This is a genomic window from Nocardia asteroides (assembly GCF_021183625.1).
Classification (GTDB): domain Bacteria; phylum Actinomycetota; class Actinomycetes; order Mycobacteriales; family Mycobacteriaceae; genus Nocardia; species Nocardia asteroides_A.
This window is the reverse complement of the sequence record NZ_CP089214.1, coordinates 5,174,100-5,195,683: the sequence shown is the minus strand read 5'-3', so window position 1 is coordinate 5,195,683 and position 21,584 is coordinate 5,174,100. Positions and strand designations below refer to the sequence as shown.

Sequence of the window (21,584 nt, the reverse complement as noted above, 5' to 3'; positions counted from 1 at the left end):
GCCTCACACCCGCACGGGCACCTGCGGCCGCACCGGCCGCAGCGTCTTGCCCAGGTCGGTGCGGAGCGTGGTGGCCGAGTCGAGCAGGTAGTTCTGCCGCACCTTCCACGGGTGCCGGTCGCCCTGCCGCGGGAAGTCGCCGATCGAGCGCTGGACGTACCCCGACGCCAGGTCGAGCAGCGGCTGCTCGCCGAGCTCGCCGGCGGGCGCCGGCACCACCGCCCGATACCCCCTGCGGTCCATGAAGTTCAGCACCTTGCAGACGAGCCGGGAGCTCAGGTCGGCGCGCAGCGTCCAGGAGGCGTTGGTGTAGCCGATGCAGACGGCGAAGTTCGGCACCCCGGTGAGCATGGCGCCCTGCCACACGTACTGCTCGGGCAGCGGCACCTCGGCGCCGTCCACCGAGGGCGCGATGCCGCCGAAGGCGAGCAGCTCCAGCCCGGTCGCGGTGATCACGATGTCGGCGGGCAGCACCCGGCCCGACGCCAGCCGGATGCCATCCGGCACGAAGCGGTCGATCCGGTCGGTGACGACCTCCGCCTTCCCCTTCTTCATGGCCTTGAAGAAGTCGGCGTTCGGCACCGCGCAGAGCCGCTGGTCCCACGGGTCGTACGCCGGGGTGAAGTGCTCGGCCACCAGCTTCTCGTCGCCGAGGATGCGGGTGGTGAGCCCGGTGAGCAGCTTGCGCGCGGCCTCGGGGCGGCGTCGGCAGTACTGGTAGAAACCCATGCTGAACAGGATGTTCTTGGTGCGGATGAGCCGGTGCGCGAGCTGGGGTGGCAGCGTCGCGCGCAGCCTGTCGGCGATCTTGTCTCGGCCCGGCACCGCGCTGATCCAGGTGGGGCTGCGCTGCAGCATGGTGACCGACTCGGCGTCCGCGGCCATGGCGGGCACCAGCGTCACCGCGGTGGCGCCGCTGCCGATCACCACCACCCGCTTGCCGGTGTAATCCAGCTCCTCCGGCCAGAACTGCGGGTGCACCACCTGCCCGGTGAAGTCGGCGCGCCCGGCGAACTCCGGCGCGTGGCCGCGGTCGTAGTTGTAGTAGCCCGCGCAGCTGTAGAGGAAGCCGCAGGTCACCGTCGCCTCGACGGAGTGGCCGTCGGCGTCGGTCCGCAGCAGCGTCAGGGTCCAGCGCAGCTCCTCCGACGACCAGTCGGCGCCGAGCACCTTGGTGCCGAAGCGGATGTGCCGGTCGATGCCGTACTCCCGCGCGGTCTCGGTGATGTAGCGCAGGATGGCCGGGCCGTCCGCGATGGACTTGGCGTCGCGCCACGGCTTGAAGGGGTAGCCGAGGGTGAACATGTCCGAATCCGAGCGGATCCCCGGGTAGCGGAACAGATCCCAGGTGCCGCCGAGCGCCGCGCGGGCCTCGAGCACGGCGTAGCTCTTGCCGGGGCACTCGGTCTGCAACCGGTACGCGGCGCCGATTCCGGAGAGCCCTGCGCCGACGATCACGACGTCGAGGTGTTCGGTCATGGCACCCAGTGTGCCCGGCCGCGGCCGGGCCCTCTTGCTTTCACGCGACAAAACTTTGATCCTGGACGACATGTCCGTCATCCGCTCCGCCGGCCTGCGCGGTTTCCGCGCCACCGTGGCCGAGCTGGGCGGCGATGCCGAGGCGCTGGCCGCCGCCGCCGGGCTGCCCGCCGCCGCGCTGGACACCGACGACATGCTGGTGCCGGACACCGCCGTCGCCGCGGTGCTGGAGCTGGCCGCGCACCGGCTCGGCTGCCCCGACCTCGGGCTGCGCATCTCCTACCGGCAGGACCTGGACATGCTCGGCCCGCTCGCGCTGGCCATCCGCAACTCGCCGACGCTCGCCGGGGTCATGGAGTGCACCGCGCGCTACCTCTTCGTGCACGCGCCCTCGCTCAGCCTCGGCCTGGAGCCGGACCCGTACGGCGACGAGCACGTGGTCGCGCTGCGCTACGAGGTGCGCAGCGACGACCTGCCCGCCCCGGTACAGGGCACCGACCTCGGCCTCGGCTTCGTACACCGGACCATCCAGCGGCTCGTCGCCCCGCGCTACGGGCTGCGCTCGGTGGAGCTGCCGTACCGCCCGCCCGCCCCGCTCGCCGAGTACGAACGCTTCTTCGGCGCCCCGGTTCGGGCCGGGCGGCCTGCCGCGCTGCTCCGGGTGCCGCGCGGGCTGGAGACGCGCTCGCTGGCAGGCGGCGACGAGACGCTGCACCGGCTGGCGCTGGCCTTCCTCGCCGCGCAGACCGCGGGCGACGGCGCCGCCGCCGCGCCGCGGGTGCGGACGACGCTCCGCCAGCTGCTCGGCACCGCCCCGCCGGAGATCGGCGTCGTCGCCGAGCTGCTCACCGTGCACCCGCGCACCCTGCAGCGCAGGCTGGCCGGGGAGGGAACGAGTTTCGCGGCGATCCTGGACGAGTTGCGGCGCGAGCAGGCGCAGCGCTACCTGACCACGACCGCCATGCCGATGAGCCAGATCGCCTCGCTGCTCGGCCTCGCCGAGCAGGCCACGCTCACCCGCTGCTGCCGCCGCTGGTGGGGCAGCACCCCGACGGCGATCCGGCGCGGCAGGCCATGAACACGCGAGCGGGGCGGGTGCGGAAATCCGCACCCGCCCCGCTCGAGGGTGGATCAGCGCCGGAAGGCGTCCCGCACGGCCGAGGCCGCGCGCTTCAGGTTGCCGGTTGCCTGGTCCTTGCGCCCCGACGCCTCCAGCCGGCGATTACCGACCGCGCGTCCGAGCACCTTCTTCGCGTTCCCCCTGGCTGCTTGCACCCGGTGGGCCACTCGATCCTCGAATGCCATGGCGAAGGTCAGAAATAGTGCTTACGTCCGCCGACCGGGCGGCCGACCGAACCGGCGATCAGCAGGACGGCGCCGACGAGCAGCACCACGATGCCTGCGGTGGTGAGCAGCGGGATGCCGAGCAGCCAGCCGACGAGGAGGAGAATCAGGCCGAGAACAATCATTTTCCTGTCCTTACTTTCGTTCTGCGGGTGAGGGGGTTGGATGGACGCGAGTCGCAGCGCTCGCGGCCGTTACTTGCTCGCGGTGGCCGCGCCGGATCGGTTGAGGAAGCGGTTCCAGCTCCACGAGGGTTTCTGTTCGGTCGATGCGACCTTCTGGTCGGTCGATGCGACCTTCTGAGCGGGCGCGGCGGCGACCGGAGCCGGCACCGGGACCGAGGGTTGGGTGGCCGCCAGGTCCTTGCGGGCCGCGGCGACCTCCTTGCGGGACTGCCGTAGCTCGCGGCGGGCCAGCATCGCGCGCCTGCTGGCGAACCAGGAGCCGCCGACCACCAGCACGAAGCCGAACATCCCCACGGCGCCGAGCACGATGCCGTCGAAGAACAGCAGCCCGCTCGACCCGGAGAAGTGGTAGTCGAAGACCGTGAAATCACTTGCCAGGTACTGGCTCTCGCCCGTATTGGCCACGGTTCCGGCGACGCCGACGATCACGGCGGCGACCAGGATCAGTAGCCCGATGAGAATGATCATGACACTTCCTGCTGGTGTCGAGTTTTCCTACAGGCCAGCTATTCCCGGCTTTTTCAGGACCAAACTGCGCTAATTTCGAATTTATGACTTCGCCCACGAACAGTTAGTGCACGAAGTGTTCGTGGGCTAAACTCGCAGCATGACCATTGCCGAGGACCCGCTCCGCCTGGATCGGCAGGTGTGCTTCGCGCTCGCCGTGGCGAACCGCTCGGTGCTCGCGGTGTACCGGCCGCTGCTGGAGCCGCTGGGGCTGACGCATCCCCAGTACCTGGTGCTGCTGGCGCTCTGGGGCGAGGCGCCGATGTCGGTGAAGGCCATCGCCGAAGCGCTGCAACTGGATTCCGCCACGCTCTCGCCGCTGCTGAAGCGGCTCGCGGGCGCGGGGCTGATCAGCAGGGGCCGCGACCCGGAGGACGAGCGCTCCCTGCAGGTCGACCTGACCGACGCGGGCCGCGCGCTGCGCACCCGCGCCGAGCAGATCCCGCCCGCGGTGGTCGAGCGGCTCGGCGTCACCCTCGGCGACCTCGAGGAACTGCACACCGTCCTGAACCGGGTGAACGCCGCCGCCAGGCGCGCCGCCACCCGGCCACCCGCCCGTGAGGAGCTCCCGTGACCCGCGAACCCCGCCGCCCCGGCCCGATCCGCTGGATCGGCTACGCCTTCGGCCGCCGCCTCCCCGACTCCATGCGGGACTGGGTGCGCCGCGACCTCACCGGCGACCACGCCGCGGCCAGGCACGTGCTGCGCGGCATCGTCCCGTTCACTCCGCTGTTCGCGGCCTTCCTGCTCTTCCCCGGCGAGCTCTGGCTGCGCGGGTCGATGGTGCTGCTCGCCCTGCTGCTCGCCCTCTTCTATACGGTCGCCTTCATGCCGATGAACCGGGCGCACCGGCTGGCGAAGCACGGCTTCCCGCAGGATCTGCGGAATCCGGCGCAGGCCCGCCGCGCGGACGCCGATCGCGCCAGGTACGCCGCCCGCTACGGCCACTGACGCGCGGAGCGCGAGCGGCGCGCCAGCAATGCTCGCCCGCACCGCTCCCGGTGCGCGAGAATGCAGCCCGTGCGAACCCAGTTCACCCGCGAGCTCGTCGCGTTGACCCAGGACCTGACGCAGATGTGCCGGCTCGCCAACGACGCCGCCGAGCGGGTGACGCACGCGCTCGCCGCCGCCGACCTCGCCGCCACCTACGAGGTCTTCGCGCTCGACGAACAGCTGCAGAAGATGTACGCCGCCTGCGAGGCGCGCACCGTCGTGCTGCTCGCGCTGCAGGCGCCGGTCGCCCGCGACCTCAGGCACGTGGTGACCGCCATCCAGATCGCCGGCGAACTCTCCCGGATCGGCAGCCTCACCAGCGGGGTCGCCGACCTGGTGTACGGCGCGCACCCGGAGCCGATCGCGCGCGGCCCGGTCGCCGACGCGATCGGCGCCATGGGCAGGCTCGCCACCGCGCGCACCGCCGTCGCCGTCGACGGCGTCGCGAACGGGCGCCCCGCCACCGACCACGCCGCCGCCGTCACCGAGATGCGCGAGCTGCACGGGCGGTTGCGCACCGCGCTGGCCGGCTCCCCCGCCGACCGGCCGATCGGCGCCGCCATCGACCTCGCGCTGCTCGGCCAGCACCTGGAGCGCTGCGTCGATCACACCGGCCGGATCGACCGGCTCATCCGCTTCCTGGAGACCGGAGTGCCGCCGACCGCCCAGCGGGAAGCCGCCGACACGCCGGTCGAATAGGGCGGTTGCCCCGAATTCACCCCGGCGCCACCCGATTCCAGACCGTAAACAACGGTGTGGGGTAGCTCATATGCGACAATCACATTCGTTCACCGCAGCACCGAGTACGGTGGCGCGGTTCGTGGTTCGACTCCGGTTCGGTGGGTATCGTGGTGAAGTTTGCTCCTGTTCGGCGCGGTGCGCGCCGAACGTTTGCCGTTGTCGTTCCGCTGCTGGTGGCGGGGGTGCTGAGCGGCTGCACCGCGACCGAGCAGCCCGGCGTGCCCGGCAAGCAGGGCCCGGTCTCCTCGGCCGGGGTCCCCGCCGCCGATGCCACGGCGTTGCTCGGGCAGCTGAAGGTCGCGCCGGAGGCCGAGATGGCCGGGTACGACCGGGACAAGTTCCCGCACTGGGACACCGCCCCGCTCGACCACGGCTTCGGCCCGGAGTTCTCGCAGTACGCGAAGTGCACCACCCGCGACGTCATGATGCTGCGCGACGCCACCGGCCCGGTCTCGCTCGACCCCAAGTCCTGCAAGCTCAGCATCGGCAAGAACGGCGGCTGGCAGGACCACTACGGCGTGGTCGACCGCAAGACCGGGACGCTGAAGCCCTACGCCTTCATCACCGATCCCGCCAAGGTGGACGCCGAGCACATCGTCCCGCTGGCCGAGGCGTGGCGCTCCGGCGCGGGCGGCAAGGATCTGGAGACCAGGCGCGCGATCGCCAACGACGCAACGAATCTCGTCGCCTCCGACCCGACGGCGAACCGCTCCAAGGGTGATCAGGACGTGTCCAGTTACCTGCCGCCCGGCGAGTTCCGCTGCACCTACGTGGTTCACTACCTGCAGATCAAGGTAAAGTACGGCCTCACCGTCGACGGTGCGGAGCAGACCGCGCTGAAAACCGCGATCGACGACTGCGTCAGCCGAGGAGGGTTCGCATAAGCGAGATCCACGCACTGGAGAGCAGGGCCGCCGTCCTCACGGAAGAGGAGGGAACGGTCTCGGGCGAGCTCGATCTCTCGCTCGACGAGAGCGGCCACGGGTTGGTCCGCTACCGCGGTACCGAGAAGTGGTACCGGATCGGGAACCTCGACGCCGAGCCGCCCTGCACCTGGGTCGATCTCGCCGCGCTGGTCAGCGCGGTGCGAGCGGCGCTCGGCGAGCGCGATTTCGCCGGCAACGTGATCCCCTTCGAAGCGCCTGCCGCCGGCCCGGACGATCCGGTCGGCGGAACCCCCTCCCCCGACGGGTCTTCGGACCCCGCCGCCGCGAGTGCGGCCGCGCCCGCCGAAGCCGAAGCGGCTCCCGCGCCGGATGCGAGTCCGGTATCGGCCCCCGGGGAAGGTGAGGCCGCACCGACCGCCCCGGCGGACGCGAGTCAGGTGACCCCCGCGGAGGCGGGCACCGCAGCGGCACCTCCAACTCCGGCGGCCCCCGCCGAAGGGTCGACCACAGCAGCGGCTCCGACGGATGCGACACCCACCGCCCCCTCGGGGGGCGAGACCGCGGGCACGCAAGCGGCTCCCGCCGATGCCGGAGCCGAACCGGCTCCCGAGGCGAAGGGCGCGAGTCCGTTCGCGGGAGCGAAGGGGCAGGGTTCGGTGACTCCGGACGAGGCCGAGAAACCCCCTGCGGGCGAGCAGAACTAGACCCCGGTCAGCTCCCGCTGCCGAACCCCCTCGTCGAGCAACTTCGTCGCGATACTGTCCATCGCCTGCGCCAACAGCGCACGATCCGCCGGATCATCGGCCGACCAGTCGTCGAGCCGGGCATCCAGCCACCGCCGCCACGCCTCGCGAATCCGATCCACCTCCAGCTGTCCACTCTCGGTGAGCAACAGCCGCGAACCACCGCGCGCCAGATACCCGGAGTCGATCAGCTCGGCGAAGACCGGCAGCAGCACCTCCTCCGGCACCCGGTGCGCGAGTGCGATCGCCCCGAGCGTCGCCTCCCCGCGATACCGCCGCAGCACGTACACCTGCCCGAGCGCCCACGCCTGCCCGCGCCCGAGCCCGCTCCCCGCGGCGGCGAGCAACTCGGGCCCGACCGGCCCGGCGGCCCGCGCCCGGCGCAGCGCGGTACCGACCTCGCGCTCCAGCAGCGCCACCCGATCGTCCGGCCCCGGCACCGAGAACCCGTCCCCGACATCGCCCGCCGCCGCCTTGGCGCTGTCCCGCAGCGGCACCTCCTTCAGGAACCAGGCGATCACGAACCCGGCCAGCGCCACCGGGACCACCCAGCGGAAGACGTGGTCGATGGCGGCGGCGTAGGCGTCGATGATCGGCGCCGCCTGCTCGGCGGGCAACCGGCGCAGCGCCTCCGGGTTCTGCGCCGCCTCGACCGGCACCCCCGGGTTCGCGGCCAGCGCGATCGCCAGCCGCGCGCTCAGCTCGTTGCTGTAGAGCGTGCCGAAGACGGCGGTGCCGAAGGCGCTGCCGAGCGTCCGGAAGAAGGTGACCCCCGAGGTCGCGGTCCCGAGCTGCGCGTACGGCACGGTGTTCTGCACCACGATGGTGAGCACCTGCATGGCGAGCCCGATCCCGAGCCCGAGCACCAGCATCGAGAACGACTCCCGCAGTGTGCTCGTCCCCCGTCCCATGGTCGACATGAGCAGCAGCCCGACGGCCATGAGCGCGGTACCCGCTATCGGGAAGATCCGGTAGCGCCCGGTGCGCCCCACCACCTGCCCGGAGATGATCGAGGTGAGGAAGAGCCCGGCCACCAGCGGCAGCGTGCGCACCCCGGAGGCGGTCGCGCTCACCCCGTCCACGTACTGCAGGTACGCGGGCAGGTAGGTCATGGCCCCGAGCATGGCGAAGCCGACGATGAAGCTGAGCACCGAGCACACGGTGAAGACCCGGCTGCGGAACAGCGCCATCGGCAGCATCGGCTCCGCCGCCCGCAACTCCACCCCGACGAACGCGGCGAGCAGCAGCACCGCGAGCACGAAGAGCCCGATGATCTGCCACGACACCCACGGGTACTCCTGCCCGCCCCACTCCAGCCCGAGGATGAGCGCGGAGACGCCGACCGCGACCAGCCCGATCCCCGCGTAGTCGACGACCGGCCGGACCGCGGCGCGCACCTTCGGAATGCTGCGCGCCGCCACCGCGATCATCAGGATCGCCAGCGGCACGTTGACGTAGAAGCACCAGCGCCAGCCGACGCTGTCGGTGAAGAACCCGCCCAGCGTCGGCCCGATCACCGTGGTGACGCCGAAGACCGCGCCGAGCGCGCCCTGGTACTTACCGCGCTCGCGCAGCGGGATGGCGTCCGCGATCAGCGCCATCGAGGTGACCATGAGCCCGCCCGCGCCGATGCCCTGCACCGCCCGCGCCGTCACCAGCACCGCCATGCCGCCCGCGAGCCCGGCCACCATGGAGCCCGCGATGAAGATCAGCGCGCTCAGCTGGAAGACCAGCTTGCGGCCGAAGAGGTCGCCGAGCTTGCCCGCGAGCACCGTCGCGACCGCCTCGGCCAGCAGGTAGGCGGTGACCACCCAGGCCAGGTGCCCGGCCCCGCCGAGATCGGCCACGATGGTCGGCAGCGCCGTCGAGACGATGGTCTGGTCCAGCGCGGCCATGAGCATGCCGAGCACCACCGTGCCGAAGACGACATTGGTGCGCGCGCGGCTCAGCGGCTCCGCCGGAGTGGCGGCAGCAACGGCACCGTTCATCGCCTCAGTATGCGACTTCCCCGGCAAAACACCCTCTCAGCGACACGGCAGCGAACCATCGGGGGTGCGGCGCGAACGGGGTCCGGGCACCCCGTCTCAGAAAGTGTGCCAAGGTGGGCGCCATGGCGTGGAAACCCTCACAGATCCCGGACCAGACCGGTCGCACCTTCGTGATCACCGGAGCCAACGGCGGCATCGGCACCGAGGCCACCAAGGCGCTCGCCGCGAAGGGCGCGACGGTGATCATGGCCTGCCGCAGCGCGGACAAGGCCAAGGCGATCGCCGAGAAGATCGACGGCGATGTCCGGGTCGAGCAGCTCGACCTGGCCGACCTCGCCTCGGTCCGCGGCTTCGCCGAGTCCACCGGCGGGTTCGACGTCCTGATCAACAACGCCGGGCTGATGAACGTCCCGTTCTCCCGCACCACCGACGGCTTCGAGACCCAGTTCGGCGTGAACCACCTCGGCCACTTCGCGCTCACCGCGCTGCTGCTGCCGAAGATCCGGGACCGGGTGGTCACCGTCTCCAGCGTCGCGCACAAGCAGGCGGGGAGGCTCCGGGTCGACGACCTCAACTACGAGCACCGCGGCTACCAGCGCGGCGCCGCCTACTCGCAGGCCAAGCTGTCGAACCTGATGTTCGCCAGGGAGCTGCAGCGCAGGCTGGCGAGCAACGGCTCCGCGGTGCGCTCCTACGGCGTGCACCCGGGCGTCTCGGCCACCGAGCTCTTCACCCGCACCGAGACCCCGCTGGACCTGGTGAGCAAGCCGTTCATCCGGCTGGTCGGGCACTCGCCGCGGCACGCGGCGGAGTCGACGCTCTTCGCCGCCACCGAGCCGGACGCCGACCCGAACACCTACTGGGGCCCGACCTGGCTGTTCCAGTCCCGCGGCCCGGTCGGCCCGTGCCCGTCGACCAGGCTCTCCCGCGACGCCGAGCTGCAGCGCCGGCTGTGGGAGGAGTCGGAGCGGCTGACCGGGATCAGCACCACGCTCTGACCGGGGAGCTGCCCTACGTCGACTGTAGTAGAAGCGGGTACCGTGGGAGCGTGCCCGCTTCACCTCAGCCGGACCGCCCGGCCCACAGCCGCCCGGCCCTGATCGCCCTGGTGGTCGTGGCCGCGCTCGCCTGCCTGGCGCTCGGCTGGTGGCAGTGGGAGCGGTTCGAGTCGTCGAGCGGCACCGGCCAGAATCTCGGTTACGCGCTGCAGTGGCCGCTCTTCGCCGGGTTCGTGGTCTTCGCGTACTTCCGGTTCGTGCGGCTGGAGCGCGACGACGAGGAGGCGGCCGAGGCCCCGCCCCGGCCGAGCGCCGCGCGCGAGATCCCGGCAGGCATCCTGCCGGAGCGGCCCGCCGCCGCCAGGGACGACGATCCCGAGCTCGCCGCCTACAACAGCTACCTCGCCGAGCTGAACCGCCCGGCCACCCCCGACAGGAGCGCCGGTTGACCACCAGCGAGAACCCCGCCGAGACCCGCCCCGCGAAGCGGACGGCCGATGCCGGAAAGATCGCGGGCGCGCTGCTGCGCTACCGCGTGCTGGCCTGGGCCACCGGTCTCTGGCTGCTGCTGCTCACCGTCGAGATGATCGCCAAGTACGGCTTCGGCGCCGACACCCCGAGCTGGATCGCCGTGGTGCACGGGTGGGTCTACTTCGTCTACCTGCTGTTCACCGCCGACCTCGCGGTCAAGGTGCGGTGGCCGCTCGGTCGCACCGTCGGCACCCTGCTGGCGGGCACCGTCCCGCTGCTCTCGTTCTTCGTCGAGCACCGCAACGCCGTCCAGGTGAAACGGGACTTCGACCTCTAGTCGGCCAGCGCCGTCAAGGCCGGGAGCAGCAGCTTCAGGGCTCGCCCGCGGTGGGAGACGGCGTCCTTCTCGGCGGGGGTGAGCTGGGCGGCCGAGCGGCCCCCACCCTCCGGCACGAAGAGCGGGTCGTAGCCGAATCCGTGCTCGCCGAGCGGCTCCCGGGCGATCCGTCCTGGCCACTCACCGCGGACCACGGTCTCGGTGCCGTCCGGCGACACCAGCGCGCAGGTGGAGACGAACCGCCCGCCCCTGCGCTCGTCCGGGACGTCCTTCAGCTGCGCGAGCAGCAGCGCGTTGTTCGCCGCGTCGTCCCCGTGCCCACCGGACCAGCGCGCGGAGAGCACGCCGGGCATTCCGTTCAGTGCGTCCACCTCGATCCCGGAATCGTCGGCGACGCACGGCAACCCGGTCGCCGCGGCGCCGTCGCGCGCCTTGGCCAGCGCGTTCTCCTCGAAGGTGGCACCGGTCTCCGGCTCCTCCGGGTACTCCGGCACGTCGGCGAGCCCGACGATCTCGATCCCGGCAACGCCCGCCTCGTCCAGGATGCGGCGCAGCTCGGTCAGTTTCTTGGCGTTGCGGCTGGCGAGCAGCACCCGGCGGGCCACCGCTACCGCCGCTTCCCGGTCTCGGCGCGCTTCGGCAGTGTGCCGGGATAGGGCTTGGCCAGCGCCTCCTTCTGCACCACGAAGAGCTGTTCGCAGCCGGCCAGCGCGGAGTCGAGCAGCTTGTCCAGGGTGGAGCGCGGGAAGGTGGCGCCCTCGCCGGTGCCCTGGATCTCGACCAGGGTGCCGGTGTCGGTGGCGACCACGTTCATGTCCACCTCGGCGCGCGAATCCTCCTCGTACGGCAGGTCGAGCCGGACCCGGCCGTCGACGACGCCGACGCTCACCGCGGCGATGCCGCAGGAGATCGGCTGCGGGTCGGCGAGCGCGCCCGCCGCCGCGAGGTAGGTCACCGCGTCGACCAGCGCGACGTAGGCGCCGGTGATCGCGGCGGTGCGGGTGCCGCCGTCGGCCTGCAGCACGTCGCAGTCGACGGCGATGGTGTTCTCCCCGATGGCGGCGAGGTCGATGCAGGCGCGCAGCGAGCGCCCGACCAGCCTGCTGATCTCCTGGGTGCGGCCGCCGACCCGGCCCTTGACCGACTCCCGGCCGCTGCGGGTGTGCGTGGCCGCGGGCAGCATGGCGTACTCCGCGGTGAGCCAGCCGAGGCCGCTGTCCCGGCGCCAGCCGGGCACTCCCTCGGTGACGCTCGCGGTGCACAGCACCCGGGTCTGGCCGAACTCGACCAGCACCGATCCCGCTGGATGCGTGGTGAATCCGCGGGTGATCCTGACCTCGCGGAGCTCGTCGTCCGCCCTGCCGTCCACTCGTCTCGACACGGGGGTCAGCCTAACCGCACCCGGCGCGGCGCCGGGCGGCGGTGCTACAGATCGAAGCTCTCCCCGGGCGCGACCGCGTGCACCGGCCCGCTGAACTGCGACTTCGCCTCGGCGATCACGTCCTCCCGCGAGGTCCACGGCGGGATGTGCGTGAGCAGCAGCTCCTTGACCCCGGCGCGGGCCGCGATCAGCCCGGCCTCGTGCCCCGAAAGGTGGATGCCGGGCGGCCGATTCGCCGGGTCGTGCGTCCAGGACGCCTCGGACATCAGCACGTCGGCGCCTTCGGCCAACTCGAAGACCGCGTCGCAGACGGCGGTGTCGCCGGTGTAGACGAAGACCCGGCCCTCGGCGCTGGTGATGCGCAGCCCGTAGGACTCCGGCGGGTGGTACATCCGGCGCGCCGAAATCGTGTGCCCCGGCCCGAACTCGACGGTCTCGCCCTCCCGCCAGGTGCGGTGGTCGATGACGTCGGACCAGTCGTCGGTCTCGCCGCCGACCTCGGCCGAGGCGTTGCCGATCCGCAGCGGGGCATCCGACGGCCCGCGCACGATGGCGCGGCCGACCGGCGGGCTCGGGTGGTAGCGGCGCCAGACCAGCAGGCCGGGCAGGTCGAGGCAGTGGTCCGCGTGCAGGTGCGTCAGGAAGATGTCGACCGCACCGGGATCGGCGTACTTCTGCAGCGCGCCGAGCACGCCGGGACCGAAATCGATGACCGTCGGCGTCAGGTCCGGACCGGTCAGCAGATACCCCGACGCTGGGGAGTCCGGGCCGGACACGCTGCCCGAGCACCCGAGGACGGTAAGGCGCATGCCCCCATGCTGCCACGACGTTTCACCGGTCACGAAGGGATCCCCCAAATTCTCACGGGTGTGCGACGTGGTCACCGGGGGTGTGCGATCGGGCGCGGTTCCGTGGCGCGTCGGCGACGACGTTCGTCCCCGGAGAGTACCCAGCCGGCGACGAGGCCGCCCACGGCCCCGAAGAGATGGCCCTGCCAGGAGATCATCGGCTGGCCGGGCAGCACGCCCCAGAGCAGTGAACCGTAGATCGCGAAGACCGCGAGCCCGACCACGATCTGGGTGAGGTTGCGGGCGAACCAGCCACGGGAGATGAGGTAGGTGAGCCAGCCGAAGACCAGCGAGGAGGCGCCGACGTGCACCGTGCCCGCGCCGCCGATGAGCCAGGTTCCGGCGCCGGCGATCAGCCAGATGAGGGCGGTCGCGGCCAATCCGCGGCCGATCCCGGAGAGCAGGGTGAGGAAGCCGAGGATCAGCACGGGCAGCGTGTTGCCCATCAGGTGATCCCAGTTGCCGTGCAGCAGCGGCGCCCAGATGACGCCCCAGAGCCCGTCCGGGTCGCGCGGGCGGATGCCCTCGCTGTCCAGGTCGACGCCCTGCAGGCTGTCCACGCCCTCGATGCCGTAGAGCAGCGCGACGAAGCCGAGCATCAGCGCGGCCGCCTGCGCCCAGAGCTTCCCGATCACCGCGACGGCGCGGGAGCCGACCGATGGACTGTTCGGCGGGGACCCCGAACCAGGACCGACGACCATGGCACCTCCTGCGTAGCTCTGGCATCGAGCGTACCGGGGCTCAGGCCCAGAGCTGCCCCTCCAGCCGTTCTTCGGCCTCCTCCAGCGTGCCGTCGTAGGCGCCGGTGGAGAGGTACTTCCAGCCGCCGTCGCAGACGACGAAGGCGATGTCCGCGCTCTTACCGGCCTTGATCACCTTCCGCGCGACGCCGAGCGCCGCGTGCAGGATGGCGCCGGTCGAGATGCCCGCGAAGATCCCCTCCTCCAGCACCAGCTCCCTGGTGCGGCGCACCGCGTCCAGCGGGCCGACGGAGAAGCGGCTGGTGAGCACGGATTCGTCGTACAGCTCGGGGATGAATCCCTCGTCGATGTTGCGCAGGCCGTAGACCAGCTCGCCGTAGCGCGGCTCAGCCGCGACGATCTCGATGCCTGGCACGTGCTCGCGCAGGAAGCGGCCGGTGCCCATGAGCGTCCCGGTGGTGCCGAGCCCGGCCACGAAGTGCGTGATCTCGGGCAGGTCGGCGAGGATCTCCGGGCCGGTGGTCTCGTAGTGCGCGAGCGCGTTGGCCGGGTTGCCGTACTGGTAGAGCATGACCCAGTCCGGGTTGGCCGCGGCGATCTCCTTGGCCTTGGCCACCGCCTGGTTGGAGCCGCCCGCCGCGGGCGAGCCGATGATCTCGGCGCCGAACATGGTGAGCAGCTGCCTGCGCTCCACCGAGGTGTTCTCCGGCATGACGCAGACCAGCCGGTACCCCTTGAGCTTGGCCGCCATGGCCAGCGAGATCCCGGTATTGCCGCTGGTCGGCTCCAGAATGGTGCAGCCGGGGGTGAGCCTGCCGTCGGCCTCGGCCTGCTCGATCATGCGCAGCGCGGGGCGGTCCTTGATCGAGCCGGTGGGGTTGCGGTCCTCCAGCTTGGCCCAGAGCCGCACCGGCTGCTCGCCCGCCCACCGCGGCGAGAGGTTCTGCAGCCCGACCAGCGGAGTGTCGCCGAGCGTCGCGATCAGCGATTCGTACCGTGCCACCGGATCAGGAGATCTCGAGGGCGCCGGCCCCGGTGTAGCCGAGTGCGCCTCCGGCGACGGCCGGGAGAATCGTCACGCTGCCGCCCGCCGGCACCTCGGCTTCCAGCCCACCGGCGAAGCGCACGTCCTCGTCGTCGACGTAGATGTTGACGTAGCGGTTCAGCTTGCCGTCGGTGAGCAGCCGCTCGGACAGCCCGGGGTGGTTCGCCTCCAGGTCGGCGATGAGCGCGGAGAGCGTCGCGCCCTCGGCCTGCACGCGCTTCTCGCCGCCGGTCAGGTTGCGCAGGATGGTCGGGATGGACACGGTTACCGGCATCGGTTCTCCTCGGGGTTGAACGGGTTCAGTAGGCGTCGACGACCCGCACCGGCTCCTCGGTGACCTCGCCCTCGAGGATGCGGTAGCTGCGCAGCTCGTGCTGCTCCGGGTCGCGGGTGGAGATCAGCACGTAGTGCGCGTTCGGCTCCTGCGCGAGCGTGATGTCGGTACGGCTCGGGTAGGCCTCGGTCGCCGTGTGCGAGTGGTAGATCACCACCGGCTCCTCGTCGGCGCTGTCCAGCTCGCGCCAGACCTTCAGATGCTCACCGGAGTCGAACTGGTAGAAGGTGGGCGAGCGCGCGGCGTTCGTCATGGCGATGAACCGCTCCGGGCGGTCCGAGCCCTCTGGACCCGCGAGCACCCCGCACGCCTCGTCCGGGTGGTCGGCGCGGGCATGCGCCACCATCGCCTCGACGAGGTCGGCCCTGAGCACCAGCACGACAACACCCTTCCCGCGACAACGCACTCGACAACGAGCCAGCTTATTCGGCTATTCCCGCCCCGGCGGGCGCACCCCGATCAGCCGCCGAACAGCTCGCTGTAGGAGGGGATTCCGGCGATCGAGCGGGCGGAGAGCACCGCGTCCACGATGGCCCGCTCCACGACCACCGCCGCCGCGGTGCAGACCGCGTCCAGCAGCCCCAGGTTCGGCGGGAAGGCGGGTGGCGGCAGCGGGCCCGGCGGCGGCGCGGCGGTGCCGGTGGCCAGCGCGAAGAAGGTGTCGCCGTCCAGCGGCGAGTGCGCCGGGCGCACCGCGCGGGCCAGGCCGTCGTGCGCGGTCGTCGCCATCCGGCGGCAGCCTGCCTTGTCCAGCGGGGCGTCGGTGGCGACCACGCCGATGGTGGTGTTGAGCACGGTGCCCTTCACCGGCAGCGCGTTGGCCGCGGCGAGCTGTTCGGGGGTCGGGGTGCGCAGCCCGAACGCCTCGGCGCCGTCGGTGCCCGCGCCCCAGGGCAGCCCGGTGCGCGGGTCGAAGACCGAGCCGACCGGGTTCGCCACCACCAGCGCGGCCACCGTGATCCCAATGTCGAGCAGGACGGAGGCGGTGCCGATGCCGCCCTTGAGCGCGCCCGCCCGTGCCCCGACCCCGGCACCGACGGAGCCGCGCTCGAACTCCCGGCTCGCGGCCGCGGCGGCGCGGTAGCCGAACTCGGCGGTCGGGCGGACGTTCCAGTCGCCCACCGGCAGGTCGAAGATGACCGCGCCGGGCACGATCGGCACCACCCGGGCCGGGTCGAGCGGGTCGAGCGGGATGCCGTGGCCCGCCTCCTCGCAGTACCGCATCACCCCGTCGGCGGCGGCGAGGCCGTAGGCGCTGCCCCCACTGAGCAGCACGGCGTCGGCGCGGCGCACCGAGTTGGCCGGGTCGAGCAGGTCGGTCTCCCTGGTACCAGGCCCGCCGCCGCGGACGTCGACCGCGGCCACCGCGCCGCCCGGCACCCGCACCACCGTGCAGCCGGTGGCGGCGCCGGAGCCGAGCGTGGCCTCCGGATCGAGTTCGTGGTGGTGCCCGACGAGCACCCCGACCACGTCGGTGAGCGCGTTGCCGGGGCCGATCACGGGGCGAGCGCCGAGAGCAGCGAGTCCTGCATCCAGGTGAGCCAGTGGTAGACGTCGAGGTGCGGTGCGCGCGGGTCGCCCGGCTGCAGCTCCTCCGGGGTGTCGGCGTCGATCTCCAGCACCGTGCCGAGCGCGAGCCGGACGTCGTTGAGCGCGGTCAGCCAGGCGTCGGCCTGCTCCGGCGAGAGCGTCACCTTGCCGCCGTCCTCGGGCACCGTGCGCAGCACCACCGCGCCCGCCGCCACCTTGGACTCGATGATGTCCGGCTCGTGCAGGCTGCGCAGCGCGTTGTTCAGCCCGGCCCGGTCGGCGTCCGGCGAGCCGGGCTCGGCGCGGTGGAAATCGGGCAGCAGCCGGAGCAGCTGCGGGTCGGTGGGCGGGGTCGAGTTACCGGTCCGCATCCCGGTGAGCGCGGCGAGCTCGTCGTCAGGGCCGGAGTCGGCGCGCTCGGTGAGCAGGCCGCACACCGCCCCGACCAGCGAGCGCAGCACCGCGGCCTCCCTGCCGTCCATCTCGGAACGCAGTTTCAGGCCGCCCAGCGAATTCTTCCGGCTCCACTTACGCACGATGCCTACGGTAGCCGCACTCACTCGTCGCGCTGCATCGTCGCCCACAGCCCGGCGGCGTGCAGCCGCTGTACGTCGTGCTCCATCTTGTCCCTCGGGCCGGAGGTCACCACGGCCTTGCCCTCGTTGTGCACCTGCAGCATGAGCTCGGTCGCCTTGGCTTTGCTGTAGCCGAAGAGCTTCTGGAAGATGTAGGTGACGTAGTGCATGAGGTTCACCGGGTCGTCCCAGACCACGGTGACCCAGGGCCGGTCGACGGCCTCCAGGATCTCGCTGCGCTCGATGGCTTCGGGTGTCGCCGACGGTGTCGCGTGCGCGACGACGGCAACGGCCGCCGCGCGATCGCCGGCATCGACTCGGTCGAACTGGGCCATGCGTCCAGGGTACGACGGCGGGCGGAATACACAACCATCCGAGGTGCGGCCTTTCCCGCTCCGCGGCCCCCGTTCCGGCCCGGCCGGGGGCCAGCGCGCCTATCATGCTCCCCGATCAGCGGCCGGGCGATGTCTAGAGTGGCCCGGGTGGAGACCATCGACGGGCGGGCGAGCACCGCGCTGCTGACCGACCAGTACGAGCTGACCATGCTCGCCGCCGCGCTCGCCGACGGGTCGGCGCACCGGCGCTGCACCTTCGAGGTGTTCGCCAGGCGATTGCCGAACGGCAGGCGGTACGGCGTCGTCGCGGGCACCGGCCGGATGCTGGAGTCCCTCACCCGATTCCGCTTCGGCCCGGCCGAACTCGAGGTCGCGGCGCGCTTCCTGGACGACCGGACGCTGGAGTGGCTGCGCGCGTACCGCTTCGGCGGCGACATCGACGGCTACGCCGAGGGCGAGCTGTACTTCCCGAACTCCCCGGTGCTCTCGGTGCGCGGCACCTTCGCCGAGTGCGTGATCCTGGAGACGCTGATCCTCTCCGTCTACAACCACGACTGCGCCATCGCCTCCGCCGCCGCCCGCATGGTGAGCGCGGCGGCCGGGCGCCGGATGATCGAGATGGGCTCGCGCCGCACCCACGAGCTCGCCGCCCCGGCCAGCTCGCGCGCCGCCTACCTGGCCGGCTTCGACGCCACCTCGAACCTGGAGGCGGTGCGGCGCTACGGCGTCCCCGGCGCCGGGACCAGCGCGCACGCCTTCACCCTGCTGCACAGCGGCAGCGACGGCGAGCACGAGGCCGAGGCGTTCCGCAGCCAGGTGCGGGCGCTCGGCATCGGCACCACGCTGCTGGTCGACACCTTCGACATCACGCAGGGCGTCGCCACCGCCATCGAGGTGGCAGGCCCCGAGCTCGGCGGAGTGCGGATCGACTCCGGCGACCTCGGGGTGCTGGCCGGGCAGGTCCGCGACCAGCTGGACGGCCTCGGCGCCACCCGCACCCGGATTGTGGTCTCCGGCGACCTGGACGAGTACGCCATCGCCGCGCTGCGCGCCGAGCCGGTCGACGTCTACGGCGTCGGCACCTCGCTGGTCGTCGGCTCCGGCGCGCCCACCGCGGGCATGGTCTACAAGCTGGTCGAGGTGGACGGGGTTCCGGTCGCCAAGCGGAGCAGCCACAAGGAGTCGCGCGGCGGCACCAAGGGCGCGATCCGGCTGGCCCGGGCCAGCGGCACCATCGTCGAGGAGGTCGTCTTCCCGGCCGGCTCCACGCCCGCGACCGGCGAGTTCACCCCGCGCGAGCTGCACGTTCCGCTGGTGCGCGGGGGCGAGGTCACGCCGGACCAGCCGAGCCTGGCCGAGAGCCGCGACCTGGTGGCGCGCGGGCTGGTCAGCCTGCCGTGGGAGGGGCTCAAGCTCTCCGCGGGCGAACCGGCGGTGCCGACCACCTTCGCGGCAGAATAGAGGTCGGTCTCCGAGAGGTGAGGTAGTCATGGCACGAGCGTTGATCGTGGTGGACGTGCAGAACGATTTCTGCGAGGGCGGGTCGCTCGCCGTGACCGGTGGGGCCGCGGTGGCGGGGCGGATCAGCGACTACCTGCTCGGCGCTGATTACGCCGCGGTGGTGGCTACCCGGGACCACCACATCGATCCGGGTGACCACTTCTCCGACACCCCGGACTACGTGGACAGCTGGCCGCCGCACTGCCGGGTCGGCACGCCGGGCGCCGATTTCCACCCGAACTTCAGCACCGACGCCGTGGACGAGGTGTTCAGCAAGGGCGAGTACGCCGCCGCCTACTCGGGGTTCGAGGGTGCGGCCGAGGATGGTTCGTCGCTCTCGGAGTGGTTGAGGGCGCGCGATATCGACGCCGTCGACGTGGTCGGAATCGCCACCGACCACTGCGTCCGGGCGACCGCGCTGGACGCCCGCGAGGCCGGGTTCGACACCAGGGTGCTGCTCGCCCTCACTGCGGGGGTCGCACCCGAGACCACGACCGTCGCCATGGAGCGCATGGCCGCCGCAGGCGTGGAGTTCGACGGCGACCTCGGCCACTGAGCCGCTCGGCGCGGCACCGCGCCCGCGCCGAGCATGTCGGCGCACCGCAGTAGGCTGCTGCGCGTGCCCGAACTGCCGCCGGTCCCGGAACTGCTCTCCACCGCCGTCCGCGCGCTCGGCGGCACCGAGCGGACCGGGCAGGTCACCATGGCCGCGGCCGTCGCGCACGCCATCGACACCGGCGAGCACCTCGCCGTGCAGGCGGGAACCGGCACCGGGAAGTCGCTGGCCTACCTGGTGCCCGGGCTGCGGCACGCGGTCCGCACCGGCCGCACCGTCGTGGTCTCCACCGCCACCATCGCGCTGCAGCGCCAGCTGGTCGACCGCGACCTCCCCCGGCTCGCCGATGCGCTCACGAAACCGCTCGGCCGCACCGCCCGCTTCGCGATCCTCAAGGGCCGCAACAACTACCTCTGCCTGAACAAGATGAACAGCGCCGTCCCGGAGGACCCGGCCGAGGCCGAGCTCTTCGACGCCTTCGCCGTCTCCCGCCTCGGCCGCGAGGTCCAGCGCCTGAACACCTGGGCCTCCGACACCGAGACCGGTGACCGCGACGAGCTCACCCCCGGCGTGAGCGACCGCGCCTGGCGGCAGGTCAGCGTCTCCTCCCGGGAGTGCCTCGGCAAGTCGCGCTGCCCCTTCGGCCAGGACTGCTTCGCCGAGAAGGCGCGCGCCGACTCCGCGCAGTCCGACGTGGTGGTCACCAACCACGCGCTGCTCGCCATCGACGCCATCAGCGGCATCCAGATCCTGCCCGAGCACGACGTGGTGATCATCGACGAGGCGCACGAGCTGGTCGACCGGGTCACCGGCGTCGCCACCGCCGAACTGGCCCCCGCCACCGTCACCGCCGCCGCCAAGCGCTGCGTCAAGCTGGTGGACGAGCGGGAGCTGGACCGCCTCGAGGAGGCGGGCGAGGCCTGGCACGAGGTGCTCGACGAGCTGCCCGCCGCCCGCTGGGAGCGGCTCCCGGAGAGCGCCACCCCGGTCCTCGCGCTGATCCGCGACGCCGCCTGGAACGTCCGCACCGCGCTCTCCCCGCCCGGCGGCACCACCGCGCAGGGCAGCGACCCGGAGGCCGCGGCCGCGCGCAACCAGGCGCTGGTCGCGGTGGAGGAGGTGCACGACAGCGCGGTGCGCGCGCTCTCCGCCTTCGACGAGCCGGATCCGGCGGCCCGCCGCGACGTCATCTGGCTCGCCGCCGACGAGCTGCGCGGGGTCACCAGGCGCACGCTGCGGATGGCGCCGCTCTCCGTCGGCGGGCTGCTGCGCAGCAGGCTCTTCGGCGCCTCCACCGTGGTGCTCACCTCGGCGACGCTGCAGATCGGCGGCTCCTTCGACGGCCTCGCGAGCACCTGGGGGCTGCCCGCGCAGGCCGCGAACCGGCCGGATACCGGCACCGCCAACGGCGCGCAGGCCCCGTCGGATACCGAGACGGTGCGCTGGTCGTCGCTGGACGTCGGCTCGCCCTTCGACCACGCCCGCTCCGGCATCCTCTACGTCGCCAAGCACCTGCCGCCCCCCGGCCGGGACGGCATGTCCCCCGCCGTGCTGGACGAGATCGAGCGGCTCGTCCAGGCCGCGGGCGGCCGAACCCTCGGGCTCTTCTCCTCCATGCGCGCGGCGAAGGCCGCCACCGAGGCCATGCGCGAGCGGCTCGACACCCCCGTGCTCTGCCAGGGCGACGACGCCACCGGCGCGCTGGTCAAGGCCTTCGCCGCGGACCCGGCCACCTCGCTCTTCGGCACGCTCTCGCTCTGGCAGGGCGTCGACGTGCCCGGCCCGTCGCTGAGCCTGGTCCTGCTGGACCGCATCCCGTTCCCGCGCCCGGACGACCCGCTGCTCACCGCGCGACAGCGGGCGGTGGAGTCGCGCGGCGGCAACGGCTTCATGACCGTCGCGGCGAACCACGCCGCGCTGCTGCTCGCCCAGGGCACCGGCAGGCTGCTGCGCAGCGTCGACGACCGCGGCGTGATCGCGATCCTGGATTCCCGGATCGCCACCGCCCGCTACGGCGGCTACCTCCGCGCCTCGCTACCGCCCTACTGGGAGACCGCGGACCCGCAGGTCGTCGCCAAGGCGCTGGCCCGGCTCACCGCCTCCTGA

Annotated in this window: 26 protein-coding genes; 11 read left to right on the top strand and 15 right to left on the bottom strand. The window is 72.3% G+C overall.

The features are described from left to right. Positions 1 to 3: 3 nt before the first annotated feature. Positions 4 to 1,479 carry a flavin-containing monooxygenase gene (locus tag LTT61_RS24135; protein WP_233016328.1) on the bottom strand — a complete coding sequence of 492 codons (1,476 nt, stop codon included), beginning with the start codon at positions 1,477 to 1,479 and terminating at the stop codon, positions 4 to 6. Positions 1,480 to 1,549: 70 nt separating this feature from the next. Between LTT61_RS24135 and LTT61_RS24130 the strand changes: the two genes are divergently transcribed. After that, a complete protein-coding gene (locus tag LTT61_RS24130) occupies positions 1,550 to 2,557 on the top strand; it encodes an AraC family transcriptional regulator (protein WP_233016327.1) in 1,008 nt (335 codons plus the stop codon). Positions 2,558 to 2,610: 53 nt separating this feature from the next. Here LTT61_RS24130 and LTT61_RS24125 read toward each other — a convergent pair whose 3' ends face one another. The 3 genes from LTT61_RS24125 to LTT61_RS24115 form a co-directional block, all read right to left on the bottom strand. Further along, entirely contained in the window at positions 2,611 to 2,784 is a 174-nt protein-coding gene (locus tag LTT61_RS24125) for a CsbD family protein (protein ID WP_233016326.1), read from the bottom strand. An 8-nt stretch (positions 2,785 to 2,792) separates the two neighbouring features. Beyond that, positions 2,793 to 2,948 carry a DUF6131 family protein gene (locus LTT61_RS24120; RefSeq protein WP_169811498.1) on the bottom strand — a complete coding sequence of 52 codons (156 nt, stop codon included), beginning with the start codon at positions 2,946 to 2,948 and terminating at the stop codon, positions 2,793 to 2,795. A 69-nt stretch (positions 2,949 to 3,017) separates the two neighbouring features. Beyond that, positions 3,018 to 3,476, bottom strand: a complete 459-nt coding sequence (locus LTT61_RS24115; RefSeq protein WP_233016325.1) for a hypothetical protein — start codon at positions 3,474 to 3,476, stop codon at positions 3,018 to 3,020. A 139-nt stretch (positions 3,477 to 3,615) separates the two neighbouring features. Between LTT61_RS24115 and LTT61_RS24110 the strand changes: the two genes are divergently transcribed. The 4 genes from LTT61_RS24110 (at position 3,616) to LTT61_RS24095 (ending at position 6,133) form a co-directional block, all read left to right on the top strand. Further along, on the top strand, positions 3,616 to 4,089 hold the full coding sequence (locus tag LTT61_RS24110) for a MarR family winged helix-turn-helix transcriptional regulator (protein WP_233016324.1): 474 nt from the start codon (positions 3,616 to 3,618) through the stop codon (positions 4,087 to 4,089). Further along, the gene (locus LTT61_RS24105) at positions 4,086 to 4,466 is read left to right on the top strand and encodes a DUF5313 family protein (protein WP_233016323.1); all 381 of its coding nucleotides are present in this window, start codon (positions 4,086 to 4,088) and stop codon (positions 4,464 to 4,466) included. The genes LTT61_RS24110 and LTT61_RS24105 overlap by 4 nt, the downstream gene beginning before the upstream one ends. 69 nt (positions 4,467 to 4,535) lie before the next feature. Then, positions 4,536 to 5,207: a phosphate signaling complex PhoU family protein gene (locus LTT61_RS24100; RefSeq protein WP_233016322.1), complete on the top strand. Its 672-nt coding sequence runs from the start codon at positions 4,536 to 4,538 to the stop codon at positions 5,205 to 5,207. Between the two features lie 140 nt (positions 5,208 to 5,347). Then, complete coding sequence (locus tag LTT61_RS24095; RefSeq protein ID WP_233016321.1) at positions 5,348 to 6,133, top strand: HNH endonuclease family protein; 786 nt, start codon at positions 5,348 to 5,350, stop codon at positions 6,131 to 6,133. 703 nt (positions 6,134 to 6,836) lie between these two features. Here LTT61_RS24095 and LTT61_RS24090 read toward each other — a convergent pair. Next, entirely contained in the window at positions 6,837 to 8,867 is a 2,031-nt protein-coding gene (locus LTT61_RS24090) for an MDR family MFS transporter (protein ID WP_233016320.1), read from the bottom strand. Positions 8,868 to 8,989: 122 nt separating this feature from the next. On the opposite strand from LTT61_RS24090, the gene LTT61_RS24085 reads away from it, so the two are divergent. From LTT61_RS24085 to LTT61_RS24075, 3 genes are read left to right on the top strand one after another with little or no spacing between them, the layout of a single operon-like run. Beyond that, positions 8,990 to 9,865 carry an oxidoreductase gene (locus LTT61_RS24085; RefSeq protein WP_233016319.1) on the top strand — a complete coding sequence of 292 codons (876 nt, stop codon included), beginning with the start codon at positions 8,990 to 8,992 and terminating at the stop codon, positions 9,863 to 9,865. Positions 9,866 to 9,915: 50 nt separating this feature from the next. After that, positions 9,916 to 10,314 (top strand): transcriptional regulator, encoded by a 399-nt coding sequence (locus LTT61_RS24080; RefSeq protein WP_233016318.1) that lies wholly within the window; start codon positions 9,916 to 9,918, stop codon positions 10,312 to 10,314. Further along, positions 10,311 to 10,673, top strand: coding sequence for a DUF3817 domain-containing protein (locus tag LTT61_RS24075; RefSeq protein WP_233016317.1), 363 nt, complete (start codon positions 10,311 to 10,313; stop codon positions 10,671 to 10,673). The genes LTT61_RS24080 and LTT61_RS24075 overlap by 4 nt, the downstream gene beginning before the upstream one ends. On the opposite strand, the gene rdgB is transcribed toward LTT61_RS24075, so the two are convergent. The 10 genes from rdgB to clpS all read right to left on the bottom strand — a co-directional run bounded on the left by rdgB (position 10,670) and on the right by clpS (position 17,422). After that, positions 10,670 to 11,278, bottom strand: a complete 609-nt coding sequence (rdgB, locus tag LTT61_RS24070) for an RdgB/HAM1 family non-canonical purine NTP pyrophosphatase (RefSeq protein ID WP_233016316.1) — start codon at positions 11,276 to 11,278, stop codon at positions 10,670 to 10,672. The two genes, LTT61_RS24075 and rdgB, sit on opposite strands and share 4 nt — an antisense overlap. 2 nt (positions 11,279 to 11,280) lie before the next feature. Continuing rightward, positions 11,281 to 12,054, bottom strand: coding sequence for a ribonuclease PH (rph, locus tag LTT61_RS24065; protein ID WP_233016315.1), 774 nt, complete (start codon positions 12,052 to 12,054; stop codon positions 11,281 to 11,283). A gap of 44 nt (positions 12,055 to 12,098) precedes the next feature. Then, a complete protein-coding gene (locus LTT61_RS24060; protein WP_233016314.1) occupies positions 12,099 to 12,863 on the bottom strand; it encodes a cyclic nucleotide-degrading phosphodiesterase in 765 nt (254 codons plus the stop codon). 71 nt (positions 12,864 to 12,934) lie between these two features. Continuing rightward, entirely contained in the window at positions 12,935 to 13,603 is a 669-nt protein-coding gene (locus LTT61_RS24055) for a rhomboid family protein (RefSeq protein ID WP_233016313.1), read from the bottom strand. A 40-nt stretch (positions 13,604 to 13,643) separates the two neighbouring features. After that, entirely contained in the window at positions 13,644 to 14,606 is a 963-nt protein-coding gene (locus LTT61_RS24050) for a PLP-dependent cysteine synthase family protein (RefSeq protein ID WP_233016312.1), read from the bottom strand. A gap of 4 nt (positions 14,607 to 14,610) precedes the next feature. Beyond that, positions 14,611 to 14,922, bottom strand: a complete 312-nt coding sequence (locus LTT61_RS24045; RefSeq protein WP_233016311.1) for a MoaD/ThiS family protein — start codon at positions 14,920 to 14,922, stop codon at positions 14,611 to 14,613. Positions 14,923 to 14,947: 25 nt separating this feature from the next. Then, complete coding sequence (locus LTT61_RS24040; protein WP_269821794.1) at positions 14,948 to 15,361, bottom strand: M67 family metallopeptidase; 414 nt, start codon at positions 15,359 to 15,361, stop codon at positions 14,948 to 14,950. An 80-nt stretch (positions 15,362 to 15,441) separates the two neighbouring features. Beyond that, a complete protein-coding gene (locus LTT61_RS24035) occupies positions 15,442 to 16,482 on the bottom strand; it encodes a P1 family peptidase (RefSeq protein ID WP_233016310.1) in 1,041 nt (346 codons plus the stop codon). Continuing rightward, on the bottom strand, positions 16,479 to 17,048 hold the full coding sequence (locus LTT61_RS24030) for a DUF2017 domain-containing protein (protein ID WP_233016309.1): 570 nt from the start codon (positions 17,046 to 17,048) through the stop codon (positions 16,479 to 16,481). Before LTT61_RS24030 ends, LTT61_RS24035 begins: the two co-directional genes overlap by 4 nt. A gap of 20 nt (positions 17,049 to 17,068) precedes the next feature. Further along, positions 17,069 to 17,422, bottom strand: a complete 354-nt coding sequence (gene clpS / locus LTT61_RS24025) for an ATP-dependent Clp protease adapter ClpS (protein WP_233016308.1) — start codon at positions 17,420 to 17,422, stop codon at positions 17,069 to 17,071. Positions 17,423 to 17,569: 147 nt separating this feature from the next. Between clpS and LTT61_RS24020 the strand changes: the two genes are divergently transcribed. The 3 genes from LTT61_RS24020 (at position 17,570) to LTT61_RS24010 (ending at position 21,584) form a co-directional block, all read left to right on the top strand. Next, complete coding sequence (locus LTT61_RS24020; protein WP_269821793.1) at positions 17,570 to 18,883, top strand: nicotinate phosphoribosyltransferase; 1,314 nt, start codon at positions 17,570 to 17,572, stop codon at positions 18,881 to 18,883. Between the two features lie 28 nt (positions 18,884 to 18,911). Then, complete coding sequence (locus tag LTT61_RS24015; protein ID WP_233016307.1) at positions 18,912 to 19,478, top strand: isochorismatase family protein; 567 nt, start codon at positions 18,912 to 18,914, stop codon at positions 19,476 to 19,478. A gap of 63 nt (positions 19,479 to 19,541) precedes the next feature. After that, complete coding sequence (locus LTT61_RS24010; RefSeq protein WP_269821792.1) at positions 19,542 to 21,584, top strand: ATP-dependent DNA helicase; 2,043 nt, start codon at positions 19,542 to 19,544, stop codon at positions 21,582 to 21,584.